The sequence below is a fragment of the Methanosarcina baltica genome, assembly GCF_055394095.1.
In genome coordinates this window covers 1,094,378-1,107,645 of the sequence record NZ_AP042463.1, presented here as the reverse complement: position 1 = coordinate 1,107,645, position 13,268 = coordinate 1,094,378, and the positions used below count along the sequence as shown (strand labels likewise).

The 13,268-nt window shown below is 49.6% G+C and carries 10 protein-coding genes and 1 pseudogene; 7 read left to right on the top strand and 4 right to left on the bottom strand.

Annotated features, from left to right (window positions below):
* The first annotated feature begins 25 nt into the window (after window positions 1-25).
* The 7 genes and pseudogenes from ACZ5QV_RS04845 (at window position 26) to ACZ5QV_RS04815 (ending at window position 7,709) form a co-directional block, all read left to right on the top strand.
* On the top strand, window positions 26-676 hold the full coding sequence (locus ACZ5QV_RS04845; protein WP_464601475.1) for a methyltransferase cognate corrinoid protein: 651 nt from the start codon (window positions 26-28) through the stop codon (window positions 674-676).
* Between the two features lie 270 nt (window positions 677-946).
* Complete coding sequence (locus tag ACZ5QV_RS04840) at window positions 947-1,993, top strand: EamA family transporter (protein ID WP_464601474.1); 1,047 nt, start codon at window positions 947-949, stop codon at window positions 1,991-1,993.
* Between the two features lies 1 nt (window position 1,994).
* Window positions 1,995-2,288, top strand: a complete 294-nt coding sequence (locus tag ACZ5QV_RS04835; protein ID WP_464601473.1) for a hypothetical protein — start codon at window positions 1,995-1,997, stop codon at window positions 2,286-2,288.
* 18 nt (window positions 2,289-2,306) lie between these two features.
* Window positions 2,307-2,456 (top strand): hypothetical protein, encoded by a 150-nt coding sequence (locus ACZ5QV_RS04830; protein WP_464601472.1) that lies wholly within the window; start codon window positions 2,307-2,309, stop codon window positions 2,454-2,456.
* A gap of 187 nt (window positions 2,457-2,643) precedes the next feature.
* A pseudogene (gene mtbB / locus ACZ5QV_RS04825) lies at window positions 2,644-4,047 on the top strand ([dimethylamine--corrinoid protein] Co-methyltransferase).
* Window positions 4,048-5,070: 1,023 nt separating this feature from the next.
* On the top strand, window positions 5,071-6,681 hold the full coding sequence (gene lysS / locus ACZ5QV_RS04820; protein WP_464601471.1) for a lysine--tRNA ligase: 1,611 nt from the start codon (window positions 5,071-5,073) through the stop codon (window positions 6,679-6,681).
* A gap of 341 nt (window positions 6,682-7,022) precedes the next feature.
* Window positions 7,023-7,709 carry a class I SAM-dependent methyltransferase gene (locus tag ACZ5QV_RS04815; protein WP_464601470.1) on the top strand — a complete coding sequence of 229 codons (687 nt, stop codon included), beginning with the start codon at window positions 7,023-7,025 and terminating at the stop codon, window positions 7,707-7,709.
* A gap of 100 nt (window positions 7,710-7,809) precedes the next feature.
* Here the strand turns inward: ACZ5QV_RS04815 and ACZ5QV_RS04810 are convergent, their stop codons facing one another.
* From ACZ5QV_RS04810 to ACZ5QV_RS04795, 4 genes are all read right to left on the bottom strand, one after another.
* The gene (locus ACZ5QV_RS04810; protein WP_464601469.1) at window positions 7,810-8,922 is read right to left on the bottom strand and encodes a uroporphyrinogen decarboxylase family protein; all 1,113 of its coding nucleotides are present in this window, start codon (window positions 8,920-8,922) and stop codon (window positions 7,810-7,812) included.
* Window positions 8,923-9,720: 798 nt separating this feature from the next.
* A complete protein-coding gene (locus ACZ5QV_RS04805) occupies window positions 9,721-9,969 on the bottom strand; it encodes a pro-sigmaK processing inhibitor BofA family protein (protein ID WP_464601468.1) in 249 nt (82 codons plus the stop codon).
* 63 nt (window positions 9,970-10,032) lie between these two features.
* Window positions 10,033-10,551 carry a nucleoside 2-deoxyribosyltransferase gene (locus ACZ5QV_RS04800; protein WP_464601467.1) on the bottom strand — a complete coding sequence of 173 codons (519 nt, stop codon included), beginning with the start codon at window positions 10,549-10,551 and terminating at the stop codon, window positions 10,033-10,035.
* Window positions 10,552-10,589: 38 nt separating this feature from the next.
* Window positions 10,590-13,250 carry a U32 family peptidase gene (locus ACZ5QV_RS04795; RefSeq protein WP_464601466.1) on the bottom strand — a complete coding sequence of 887 codons (2,661 nt, stop codon included), beginning with the start codon at window positions 13,248-13,250 and terminating at the stop codon, window positions 10,590-10,592.
* Window positions 13,251-13,268: the final 18 nt, after the last annotated feature.

The window sequence follows — 13,268 nt, the reverse complement described above, 5'->3', positions numbered from 1 at the left end:
TTCAAAATACTCAGGAGATCTAAAAATGGCAAGCAAAGAAGAAATTATAGCAAAAGCACTGGCATCAATCACCGAATTTGAAGCTGAGATAGCTGAAGAAGCTTCAAGGGAAGCCCTTGCAGCAGACATCGACCCCGTAGAACTCATCGAGAAAGGTTTCACCGCAGGCATGCAGATCGTCGGTGAAAAGTTCGAACAGGGTTCCCTTTTCCTCCCTCACGTTCTTGCAGCCGCAGAAGCAATGAACGCAGGGATCACAGTCCTCAAGCCCGAAATGGCAAGGAGAAAGTCCCAGACCACCTCCAAAGGTACTGTCATAATCGGTACAATCGAAGGGGATATTCACTCCATTGGTAAGGACATTGTTGCTTCCATGCTCAGCATCGGCGGGTTTGACGTAGTCGATCTCGGAAGAGATGTCGCAGTCTCTACCTTCGTAGAAAAGGCAAAGGAAATGAAGCCGGAAGTTGTTGCATCCTCCGCCCTCATGACCACTACAATGGTTCTCCAGATCCAGCTCGAAGAGCAGCTTAAAGAAGCAGGTATCCGCGACCAGATCAAGACCATGGTCGGTGGAGCTCCCTGCACCCAGGACTGGGCAGACCAGATCGGTGCCGACATCTACGGTGAAAACGCAACCGACACAGTCACCAAAGTCAAAGAAGCTTTACTTTAAGCCATCTGGCTTTAAAAACGAAGAAAATGCATCCTTTCGGATGCATTTTTTTTCTAAATAATATTTTTTGTTAAGCATTTACGGACCATTACTTGTGAATATTGCCTTTTGGGCCGGTTTGCAATGTATGAAAAACCTGTTACAGGTTCACAATTTACGCAGAACCTGTAAAATGGTTCGTTATGTACGGAAAGCCTGTAAGATTTTGACATAATTGCTCGTTTTTGTCAGAACTCATGCAGTCAGCTTGCAATATTGGAGGGAGTTTTCGTGGATTTGCAAAGCTTGAAAAAACAGGAAAGTAAGAGAAAAATCAGTAAAGGGTATATGTGGGCCTTTTTCTGTGCTGTATTCTGGGGTATCTGGTACCTGCCGGGAACCGTCGTGTGGGTATTGAATCCCTTCGATGAAATGTACACTACTATTGCCGCTACAAGCGGAGATGGGACGTCTCTTATCATTACCGCGGTTTTGATCACGGCCTTTAATGCGCTTACCGTTATGCTTGCGCTAATGCTCTGGAACGGAGTACTTGGAAAATTCGGCGAACTGAAGAGGACACTAAAAGAGTTCAACCCCTGTTCAAAGTGGTTTTTCCTGGCCTCTATTTTCGGCGGTCCGATGGCAATCCTGGGTTCTTTCATTGCTATGGGTTTCATCGGCGGAGCGTTTGCGGCCGTCGCAGCTCTTCTCTACCCGGTTATCGGGTCCGTGCTGGCTTACTACTGGTATGGGGAAAAGATCTCCAAAAGAGCAGCAATGGGTATAGGAGTCATTATTATCGGCGGTATTACGATCTTCGGTGGCGGGCTTATAACTGAGCTTTCTTCCGGAAACGTGCAGTGGATCGGATATCTTGGCGGACTTATGGCTGCTGCCGGTTGGGGTATTGAAGGTGCTGTCGCAGGTAAAGGGCTTGATATTTCCGAGCCTGATGTGGGCCTCACCCTCAGATTTGTTGGTGAAAACATAATCTGGTGGGTCATTATCATCCCCGTGCTTGCATTGATTGGTTATCCAATGTACTCCTTTGCTTTCCAGGCCTTTGAGCCCATGACCATGCTGGTTATGATCTTTGCAGGAATCACCTTTGGGTTCTGTTACGTCTGCTGGTACAAGTCTTTCCCGCTCATCGGGGTTGGACGTGGCCAGGGGATCGGGAACCTCTACGGGTTGTTTGCTATTATCTTCATCTTCCTCTTCTTCGGAGATGCTCCGAGCTGGACGATCCTGGTCGGAGGAGCGCTTTGTGTTGCCGGGAGTTTCATTATGATTACGGAAGACACAAGTGAACTTGAATCTCTGAGAGGTGATTAAGATGGGAAATAGGCCTATTAAGTTCAGGATCCTGGAACTTTTCCTGGATGAAAAAGAACACTGGAACTATGATATTGTCTCAAAGGTCCAGGATGAGTATTGCATGGAAAGTGACTACTGCAGGGACAGCATCAACTTCGACATCATAGAACTGGCATCCGGTGGGATGCTCAAGGATATCGAGCAGAAGGTCGATGAGGATGGGACCTACAAAAAAGGTTTCCTTCTGCACCGGTATGTGATCACTGACTTCGGGAAAGTCCGGAGTTCAGATGCCTGCATAAGGTATGTGTAAGCAAAGGAGGCTCAATAAATGGTACAAACCGCAGCTGCAATGGAAGCGTACAACGCCTACTGGGCAAATTCTTTCGTACCCGCAGGGCACATCACATGGATGGTTCTTATCGTGGTCCTGGCGGTACTCGCCCTTTATCAGGCAAGGACCTTCGTGTCTCAGTTCTAAGCTACTACATCGATTCCAAAATTTAAGAATAAACTACGGATGAACACAGATGAACACAGATAACTTTAATCCGTGTGTATCCGTGTCCATTTGTGGTTCTTATTTACTGAGATACTTTGGAATCTTAATACTACAGTTCTGAGTTTTCCTGAAAGCTTTCTTTTATTAAGATTATAAGGTGAAAAAAATGGCAAAAGAATATACTTTAAGGATGGGAGACGGTAAGCGTATCTTCCTGACAAAGGAAAGGATCCTTGAAGAGATCGTAGCAGGTTCCGCAGACGCTGCAGACCTCGGTGCAATCTCCGCTCTTTCCGGCAACGAGATGGACAAGCTGGCAGAAATCATCATGATGCCCGGAAAGACCGTGAGTGTGGAACAGGGTATGGAAGTACCTGTCACCCACGATATCGGGACCCTCAGGCTTGATGGAGATCAAGGTAACAGCGGTGTGGGTATCCCCTCCAGCCGTCTTGTCGGTTGCATGATGCACGAGAGAGCCTTTGGGGCCGACACAATGGAACTCGGCCACATCGACTACAGTTACAAACCTGTCAAGACCGTTATTTCCAACGAGTGCCAGACAATGGAGACCTGCCAGCAGAACATGATCGTTCCTATGTTCTACGGCGCAATGCCTAACATGGGATTGTACTATACTCCTGACGGTCCTTTCGAGAACCCCGGCGACCTCATGAAGGCTTTCAAGATTCAGGAAGCCTGGGACGCCATGGAACACGCAGCAGAACACCTTACCAGGGACACCGTGTGGATTATGCAGAAACTCTTCGCCTGCGGAGCAGACGGGATTAACTTCGACACCGTCGGGGCAGCAGGAGATGGGGACATGTACGGTTCCCTCCACGCAATCGAAGCTCTCAGGAAAGAATTCCCGAACATGTACATTGAAGCCGGTATGGCCGGGGAATGTGTACTCGGTATGCACGGAGAACTCAAGTACGACGGCACAACCCTCGCAGGTCTCTGGCCCCACGAGCAGGCTCCATTGCTTGAAAAAGCTGGCGCAAACGTCTTCGGACCTGTGTGCAACACCAACACCAGTAAGACCTCAGCCTGGAACCTCTCCCGCTCTGTTACCTTCATGAAGGCAGCAGTCGAAGCCTCCAACCTCCCTTGCCATGTTGACATGGGAATGGGTGTCGGCGGTATCCCAATGCTTGAGACCCCACCTATCGACGCTGTGACCAGAGCCAGCAAGGCAATGGTTGAAATCGCAGGCGTAGACGGCATATAGATCGGAGTTGGCGACCCACTGGGTATGCCAATCTCCCACATCATGGCCTCCGGTATGACCGGTATCCGCGCAGCCGGTGACCTTGTTGCAAGGATGGAATTCTCAAAGAACATGAGAATCGGGGAAGCAAAGGAATTCGTAGCAAAGAAACTTGGCGTCGAATCCATGGACCTCTCCGACGAGTACGTCATGAGAGAACTCCGTGAGGAACTCGACATCGGGGTCATCACCTCTGTGCCAGGTGCCGCAAAGGGCATCGCCGCAAAGATGAACATCGAGAAACTCCTCGATATTGAGATCAACTGCTGTGATAAGTTCAGGAAGCAGATCGCATAATTTCATTTAAAAACGGCTTAAAAAACGGCTTAAAAAACGGCTTAAAAAACGGCTTAAAAAACGGCTTAAAAAACGGCTTAAAAAACGGCTTAAAAAACGGTTTAAAAAACGGTTTAAAAAACGGCTTAAAAAACGGTTTAAAAAACGGCTTAAAAAACGGTTTAAAAAACGGTTTAAAAAACGGCTTAAAAAACGGTTTAAAAAACGGTTTAAAAAACGGTTTAAAAAACGGCTTAAAAAACGGCTTAAAAACGGCTTAAACGATCAGAGGCCCCTCTCCGTTTTGGGGGCTTTCTTTTCAGGGCCTATTTTCAGGCAGGTTTCAGGCCTGTCTGGATTTATTTTCCTTTTCAGGTTATTTCGTTCTGGAACTGTTCTCTTTTTTCAGGTTATTCGCATATGGTTTTGGCTTCCAGTTATTCGTGACTTTCAGTTTTTGGAATGATCAACAACTCTCCTCAAAACCCATTACCTTTTTCGGGGGTTTTGCTTATTTTTTATCGTTCGATATCTTTATATACTAGTACTGTACTATATTTGATTAGCAACTCAAGTTTACTTGTTTTGCTGAATTTGGGCCATTTTTAAATCTCAATTTATCTGAAAAATGCCAGAGTATGCTTGCCTTTAAACCTCCATTTTTCTTTTTTTCTCTATGTTCCCAAAACAAATTCTGTTTTGTTTTTTCTTGTTTTATAATAGTGGGAACTCCAGGGGCCTAAAACATTATTTCGTATTTTTCCTGTTTTGTTTTTGCGGGAGCCTGCGGCAGAACCAAAGTTTATAATAATACAGGATAATTAAAGGAGGCAAAAACGGCCCTGATACTAACTGTATTCAGGCCTGGCCGGAAAATGCCGGAAAGGACTAAAACACTTAATGCAGCCCCCTCTATGCCCGGACCTTATAAGGTCGCCTGATCCGAAAAGGCAGGCTTGTTCTGGTTTTCCTGGCAATTTTTCATACTGATACTATTATCATTTAAAAAAATCTCCTTATTATTCTAAAAAAAATGGTGGAACTATGACAGATATCATTCACTGGGCAGATGTTATTGCTGAAGATACGTTTAAAAAGAGCAGCAAGCACCTCGTTGCTACAGGGATTACCCCCTCGGGCCACATCCATATCGGCAACATGAGGGAAGTTGTGACAGCGGACGCTGCATACAGGGCACTCCTGGACAGGGGCGCGGAGGCCGAGTTCATCTACATCGCCGATACCTACGACCCTCTCAGAAAGGTCTATCCTTTCCTGCCGGAAAGTTACGCTGAACACGTCGGAAAACCCCTTTCCGAAGTCCCCTGCCCCTGCGGGGAATGTGCAAATTATGCCGAGCATTTCCTCAAACCCTTTCTGGAGGCCTTAAAGAGCCTCGGGATTTCCCCGACAGTTTACCGGGCCGCCGATATGTATAAGAGCGGCATGTATGTGGAAGCGATCAAGACCGCCCTTCAGAAAAGAGACGAAATCGCAAAAATTCTCGAAGAAGTTTCCGGAAAAACCGTGTTAGAGGACTGGAGCCCCTTTAACCCTCTCTGTTCCGAATGTGGCAAAATTACCAGCACGAAGGTAACGGGCTTTGATGTTGACGCGGAGAGCGTGGATTACGAATGTTCCTGCGGGCATAAGGGGACCGCACTCATGAAAGGAGGAGGCAAGCTTACCTGGCGCGTGGACTGGCCCGCTCGCTGGGGTATTCTGGGCGTTACAATCGAGCCTTTCGGAAAAGACCACGCCTCAAGGGGCGGCTCCTACGATACCGGAATTCGCATCGCGGAAGAGATTTTCTCCCATCAGCCCCCCTCACCGATTGTTTATGAATGGATAATGCTCGGGCAGAAAGGGGCCATGTCCTCTTCAACAGGGGTTGTGGTTTCGATTAGCGAGATGCTGAAAGTCGTGCCTCCTGAGGTCCTGCGCTACCTTATCATAAGGACAAAGCCTGAAAAGCACATCAAGTTCGACCCCGGTCAGCCCCTCCTCACCCTCGTGGACGAGTACGAAAAGCTCAGGGACCGTTTCAGGGAGGAAGACCCGAAACTCGGGGATTTTGACCGCCGCATTTACGAGCTTTCCAGAGCAAGCGGGATCGTCCAGTCCGAAATCCCCTTCAAGCATATGGTCACAATCTTCCAGGCGGCCAGCGGGGATTTCGACCAGATCCTGAAGATCGTGAAACGCTCGGGCTTCAAAGACGAGGACGAAAAGTCCGTCAAGCAGCTTGCGGAAAATGTCTCGAACTGGCTGGAACAATATGCTCCTCCCTTTGCGAAGTTCAGCGTAAAAGAAACCATGCCCGCTGAGGTCGTGACCCTTTCGGACTTCCAGAAGGCCTTCCTGGGCGCTTTTGCAGAAATGATCGAGGAAAGCGGCGAACTCACAGGGGAAGACTACCATGCTCTCGTCTACTCCGCAAAGACCCCGGACTCCGAACTGATGGGCAAAATTGCCGCAACTCTGGGCGTTTCTCCCGAAGAGATCGAGGTCAACCCGAAAGAGCTCTTCCAGGCAATCTACACCGCAATCCTCGGGCAGGCCTCAGGGCCCAAAGCCGGCTGGTTCCTCTCCTCCTTCGAGCAGCCTTTCCTGGTCGAAAGGTTCAGAGAAGCTTCCGTTTCCGGTCCTGAATAAATAATTCAGATCTTCCTGGTATTTGAAAAAGCAAAACCTGAAAACTACAGAAGGTACGGAAAAACACGGACGGATAATTAAAATTTGGAGTATTCAGTTAACCGTTTCCGTGTCCTTTTGTGGTTAAAAAATTCCTGGCAAAACTCAGAAACCACGGAACACACGGAACACACGGAAAAAAACGGCCGGAAGACGACAGTTAAGGTTGTGCTGGCATTTTTTCGTCCTCTTTCAAGAATCCATGGTGTTTTTGAATCCGATTATATAACGATCCGACTTACTCCCCGGCCATCAGGCCGGTTTCCGTGTCTTTCCGTGGTTAAGGGATTTGAGATATGATCATGACAGAAAAAACGGACCGGCCTGAAAAAGAAGGACTTTCTTCAATGGCTCACTTTTTGGCCTGGGATAAGGAATATGCCCATCTCCAGTGGGGTGGCCCCAATTCTATCGCCCAGGTAAAAGAGTATCTGCCCGAAGGCTCCGGCCTTCTCGATGCAGGCTCCGGAAATGGCCGCTACCTCAAAGAGCTTGCGAAATATTACCGTGCGGTTGGGGCCGATGTCTCCTTTACGGCCCTTCAAAGCTCAAGGACCAGACTTGCAAAAAGCAGGTTTGCGGCTGAACACGTGGCAGCCAGCATCCACACCCTTCCTTTCAGGCCCGGCTCTTTTGATGCCGTACTCTGCTACGGAGTCCTTCAGCACCTTTTCCAGTCCGAGCGAAATGTCGCGGTCAGGGAATTTAAGCGGGTGCTCAGGAAAGGTGGCCTGGTCTTTTTCGAGGCCTTTGGCTCCGAAGACATGCGTTATGGAGGGGAACCTGCCGGGCCTGCGGGTGAGCCTGCGGAAAAAAATACTTTTTTGAGGCAGACCGGGATTATTTACCACTATTTCACGGAAGATGAAATCCTCTCGCTTTTTGAGGGTTTTGAGGTCCTTGACTTTCAGGAAGTTAAAAGAGAAAAAAAATTCAGGGGTGAGGTCTACCTCAGGCAGCAGTTCCGGGGCATTTTCCGGCTGCTCTGATTCTTTTTCGTATTCATGGGGCTGTTTCCGGAGTCTGTGCTTTTTGGATTTCGGAGGCCCCTTTTATCTATCTGACTGGCCAGTTGTCTGTAGTGTAATCTTAAATCCTTGCTTTTACAGCATCCCAGAGCATTTCCATTTTCTCAGGCGGTGTGTTCAGTGGGATTTCGCAGCCTGTGGAAAGGATAAAACCTTTTTCGGGAGCAGCTTCAAGGCAGCTTTTCACTTCATGCTCGATCTCGACTCTGGAACCGGTCAGGGGGGCGTCCGGGATGATGTTGCCCATGAGGCAGATCCCGGCCTCGGAGAAAGCTTTAAACTCTTTGAAGCAATGCCTGGGGCCGCAGCCTATATTGTTGTGGTTGTGGAGTTTCATGCATTCGACCCCGTACTTTTTCCCAAGCAGTTTGACATCCCCGAAGGCAAAGTTGAGGGCATGGGGCTCAAGTTTCATTTCCAGGTCGTGGAAGGCAAGGGCTGCGCAGTTGTGGGAAATTACGTATCCTCCCTTTGCCTTGATATGGTCGTAGAGTTTCTTAGTGTAGGGCAGCATGAACTCTTCTGCCATTTGAGGGCTGAAGAGGTCGGCCGTACTCTCTCCGTTTTCGACAAAGATGCCATCAGCTCCGGCTTCAAGCATGGAGTCGGCAAAGAGGATGCAGCTTTCCGTAAGTTTTTCGAGCAGGGCATGGAAGGCTTCGGGAGCTCTAAGCATGTCAATGCAGAGCCTGCTCCCTCCCAGGACCTGAGACGCCAGCATCAGGGGAGCCAGCGTTGCCCCGCTAATAAAGGCCTCGTCCCCGATTTCCTTTTTGAGGATTTCGATTGACCCGGCTACGGTCTTTACCCGTTCGGACCGCCCGATGGCTTCAGGATCAAGCTTTTCATGTTCTCCAGCAGATTTCAGAGCGTATTTCTCCACGGTCGGGTACCCGTTTTCCTTGATCTTCATCTTCGATCCAAGCGCCTCAGCTTCCACAAGGAGGCAGCCCCAGGGGGACATCACGTTATCGTGGTGGTACATCTCCCGGGCAAGGATTTGCGCCCTTGCAATTCCCTCTGCCGAATAATAAACATCTTTGAGACTTTTCCCCATCCGCTCCAGCACCGCATGTCCTGCGCCAAACCAGAGGTATCCGTAAGGGACCCGGTCCACTTCTTTTCTTTCGAGCGCATTGATAAAACGCTCCCTGGAGCTCATCTTTTCAACCATGAATTTTGTCTCCTCCTCCTGAATGTTTCAGCCAGGGGTTTTCAGACAATCATTATATAATTAATTTTATAAAAATATAGCAGAAAATCCCTGAGCCTTTAGCTCAGGGGTAGTTCACAAATAATATAACTGTCCGGTCCGATGACTCAGTTCCAAAATTATGTGAGAAAACTAAGGAATGGTGAAAATATAACTTCATGTTTTATTTTGGGAGTTGCTTCATACTCATACATGTTGTGTTTTTGTGTGAGGGGGTGTTTGGTGTGTGTGCATTCAAACCACGGAAAACACGGAATACACGGAAAAAGACGGCAGGAATACAATATTTAAGGTTGTTCTGGCGTTTTTTCGTCCGCTTGAGCTCGCAAAGCGAGCGAAACGGACCCCGTGCTGTTGCACTTGCAGTGCAACTCCCAGGAAATCTTCGATTTCCTGTGATCCCGAAGCGAAACTTGGGTGCCGAAACGGAACTCGGGGAAGACGGCAATTACGTTTTTTCCAGCATTTTTTCGTCCTTTTTAAAGAATCCTGGGCATTTTTTGAATCCTATTGCATAAAGATCCAACTTACTCACCGGCCATCAGGCCGGTTTCCGTGTCCTTCCGTGCTTTTCCGTGGTTAAGGAATGGTAAACAAAAATACTTGATATTATATTTGACTCATTCCTAAGTGCAGGTCATCAAAAAAAATACGGAAAAGAAGAACTCCGAAAAAGAAGAAATCATGGAAGGTGCCATTCAGGGCAGCTCCGTTTAAATAATCGTGTCTGTTTTTAAAAACAGGGGGCCGGATTTTTCTTCAGAAACCTACTCCCAGATAGCTCAGGAGGATGACTATCAGGGCCCCGACAACGCCCGCAATTGCGCAGATCATGATGGTTATCGCGTTTATTGCTATGTCAAGCCCGAGTAAAAACTTTGCCGCAAAAAGAATTACTAAGCCGATGACAGTGTTTACCACCATATTTTTGATGGTCTTTAGGACCTTGTACAGGATGAAGGCCGCTATCAGCGCAAGTATCAGACTTGCTATTACCGTTACTTCCATGGCTTATAGTATGGAATCCGGTTATTTAATTATTGTTAATGTCAGGAGCCCGGGAAGTCCGGTTTATCCGGTCTTCCGGGTCGAGTTTCTCTTTTTGCCTGATTCGATACATTCTATAAACTCTATAATATATTTCTCTAGTTCCTCCGGGCCCGAATACTCCAGAACCTTCAGGTCCGGCCCCGGGTTTCCGAGCAGCATGGCGGATACGGCAGCCTCCGGTCGGTGGAGACAGAGCACCGGCAAACCCTTTGCAAGGGCCCGGCAGATTTCGTAGCCCACCCCGAGGGAAGGCAGCGTGACCTCGGCCACAAGGGCGTCACTTTCAAAAAGCAGGCCCATGTCTCGCGCATAGATATCTTCTTCCGTCATTTCCGATTCAACAGTTTCGAGGTCGGGGTCCACAACGTGCCAGCTCACAACCTCAGCCCCGGCTTCCTGCAGGAGCTCGTATATGAGGCGGTAGGTTGGGAGGAGGTCCCGGCCTCCCCGGATCGAGCCTGAAAGGAATATTTTTAACGGGGTTTTCGAGCCTGCTGTTTCCACTTCCATTTTTTTGTCTTCCTTTCTTTGATCGAGCATCTTGTTTCCCCTTCCCTTTTCCGACACTTCCTGATTTTTTACTGGACCCCTCTGAAATAGTGCCCGGTCGTAAATTCTCTTCCCGAATCCTCACAATTTTCGGGTCCGGTTTTCCCATTTTCAAGGTACAGGTCGATTGCTTTTCTGTAAGCCCCGGTCAGGGCCCGGATTTTCTCTCCGCTTTCTTCTTCTCCGTCATCCATTCCCAGGGTCTCGATTCTAAGGCCTGAGATTCCGGCTTCGATCAGTCTGGGGATCTGGTCGATCATGCAGAGGGGTCTGGAATTTAAAAGGTGCATCCTGCATGACGAGTCCAGGAGAAGGGGGAATTCGTAGTTTTTCTCATCCGTAAGGGAAAAGTTCCCGGTCCTGCATGGGGACGAGCAGCGCTTTTTATTCCCACCCAAAAGGCCTCCCACAACGCAGTGTTCGGACTCCATCAGTTCCAGCCTGCCGTGGACAATGCACTCCACGGGTCCTCTTGCTGCAATCGGGCTTATTTCTTTCAGGGTCAGCTCCGGGGAAAGAGTCGTCCTTTCCGCGCCCTCCCTGCTGAAAAAGTCCAGAGAATAACTGTTAAAGACGTTCAGGGGGCTGTCCACAATAAATGGGACCTTGAGGGCCTTTGCCCGCCTGAGCACCCCGAGGTTTGCGACGAGCACCCCGTCCGCTTTCAGACTTTTTGCGGCCTGAATAATTTCGGTTGCGGCTTCCATTTCGGAATCTTTCACTATCCCGGGGGTCATAAAGTAGATCTTCTTTCCGGCTTCCCGGGCCAGCAGGACTGCACTTTCGAGGTTTTGTTCAGGGTTTTCTTTTTCCCTTTCTTTTTCTCTTCTTCTTCCGGGAGAGAAGAGCCCTTCTCCGTAGTAGACAAGGTCCACCCCACCTGTAAGTGCGGCTTCGAGGGCTTCCGGGGAATACACGGAAACTGAAAGCACAGGCTTTTCCGTGGAGGTTTTTTCCTCTCCCTTCTCTTCTCCCTTCTCCTCCCCATTTTCAGGCCTCTCCGGAACTGCGGGCAGCTGGAAGTCCTGGCACAGGTTTCCTTCCTCACGTTTTGCCTTTGATATCCTTAGTTTCTCAAGTTCGGCCACGGCCCGGTTCCTGAGCAGGTTTATCTCTTTTATCGGGATGAAGACCTCTTCTTTAAGGTCAATATCAATTTTTTCCGGCCTGAAGCCCGTGTTTCCGAGTTTGGAAAACTGCTGGACTATCTGCTCTTTTTCCGTGGGTTTTTTGAGGGGTTTTTCGACCAGGTATTCGGACTCGACGCTCACACTGTCGGAATCAAAGTCCGAGAGGGTGAGGGCAAGGGGCCGGCCTGCGGCAATCTCCACTTTCAGGCTTACGGGCACCTGCCTGAGGGGGCTTTCCGCTGTAAAACTTTTTTCAAGGGCCTCCATAAGGGCCTTTGCAAAGGTCCGGTACACGGCGCTATCCGCAGGGATTTCCTTCTCGAAGGGAATTTCCACAACATCTCCGGCCCCGGCTTCCTTTACGGCCTCTCTTCCCCGGTACATGCGGTGGATTACCCAGCCTTCTTCTTTTGCTTCAGCATCCGCTTTTCCCGTCGGGTGGCTTTCGGTAAAAAGAATACCGTCTCCCACAGAAAGAGTGGCCGCAAGTTCCACGGTGGCGCTTTTTCTCTTCCGGTCGTAGTCGAGGACCCTGCCCGTGAAAACTCCCCGGTTATGGGGCCTTTCCCGGCTCATGAGGGCTCCGCGGGGGTTTTTGAAAAAGTAGCCATCCGTAAAACCCCGGTTGAAAAGCTGTTCAAGGGTTTCGGCTTCCTCCGGTTTGACCGAATAGCTTTCTGGGGAGTTAAGGCAGCAATCGAGCAGGCGGCGGTAAGTCCCGACGACCCCTGCCACATACTCCGGGCGCTTCATCCGGCCTTCAAGCTTGAAGGACGCGACCCCGGCCTCGACCAGAGCGGGCAGGAAGGGCGCGGTGCAGAGGTCTTTCGGGCTCAGGAGGTAGGGGCCTGAAGTTTCTTTTACCTTCTTTCCCTCCCCTTCTCTCCTTTTTTCCTCCCCTCTTCTCCTTTTCTTCTCTCCAAAATCAACTGTTTTCCCGTCTTTTTTCAGGCGATACTTTTTCCGGCAGGGCTGGGCGCAGTAGCCCCGGTTTCCGCTCCGGCCCCCGATCAGGCTGCTCATGAGGCACTGGCCGGAGTAAGAGATACAGAGTGCCCCGTGCATGAAGGCCTCGACTTCAAGCCCTGTTGTTTCCCGGACCTGGCGAAGTTCTTCCAGGGAACACTCCCGGGAAAGCACGACCCTTTCCATTCCCATCTCCTTTGCGAATAGAGCCCCTTCGCTGTTGTGCAGCGTCATCTGGGTGCTTGCGTGCAGGGGTAAGTCGGGCAGGTATTTCCCGGCCAGGGAAATGAGGCCCAGATCCTGGATAAGGACGGCGTCCGCACCAATTTCGTGCAGGCGGCAGAGGAGTTTTAAGGCCTCTTCCATTTCCCCGTCCTTGATAAGCGTGTTTACGGTGACATAGACCTTGACTCCCCGCAGGTGGGCGTAGTCAATTGCCTCTTCAAGTTCCTTATCTGAAAAATTGGTCGCATACCCACGGGCGCTGAAGGCCCTGGCTCCCAGGTATACGGCATCTGCTCCGTTTTCCACGGCGGCCCGGAGGGCTTCCAGGCTGCCGGCAGGAGCCAGCAGTTCCGGTTTTGTAAACGTCATTGGAAAGGGTACAGAGCT

Bases quoted from the DNA above. Each gene is read 5' to 3' on its own strand.
- ACZ5QV_RS04810 (WP_464601469.1), bottom strand. From the start codon at position 8,922: ATGGTTGAAAAGATGAGCTCCAGGGAGCGTTTTATCAATGCGCTCGAA.
- ACZ5QV_RS04795 (WP_464601466.1), bottom strand. From the start codon at position 13,250: ATGACGTTTACAAAACCGGAACTGCTGGCTCCTGCCGGCAGCCTGGAA.
- ACZ5QV_RS04815 (WP_464601470.1), top strand. From the start codon at position 7,023: ATGACAGAAAAAACGGACCGGCCTGAAAAAGAAGGACTTTCTTCAATG.
- ACZ5QV_RS04830 (WP_464601472.1), top strand. From the start codon at position 2,307: ATGGTACAAACCGCAGCTGCAATGGAAGCGTACAACGCCTACTGGGCA.
- ACZ5QV_RS04800 (WP_464601467.1), bottom strand. From the start codon at position 10,551: ATGCTCGATCAAAGAAAGGAAGACAAAAAAATGGAAGTGGAAACAGCA.
- ACZ5QV_RS04835 (WP_464601473.1), top strand. From the start codon at position 1,995: ATGGGAAATAGGCCTATTAAGTTCAGGATCCTGGAACTTTTCCTGGAT.
- ACZ5QV_RS04845 (WP_464601475.1), top strand. From the start codon at position 26: ATGGCAAGCAAAGAAGAAATTATAGCAAAAGCACTGGCATCAATCACC.
- lysS (WP_464601471.1), top strand. From the start codon at position 5,071: ATGACAGATATCATTCACTGGGCAGATGTTATTGCTGAAGATACGTTT.
- ACZ5QV_RS04805 (WP_464601468.1), bottom strand. From the start codon at position 9,969: ATGGAAGTAACGGTAATAGCAAGTCTGATACTTGCGCTGATAGCGGCC.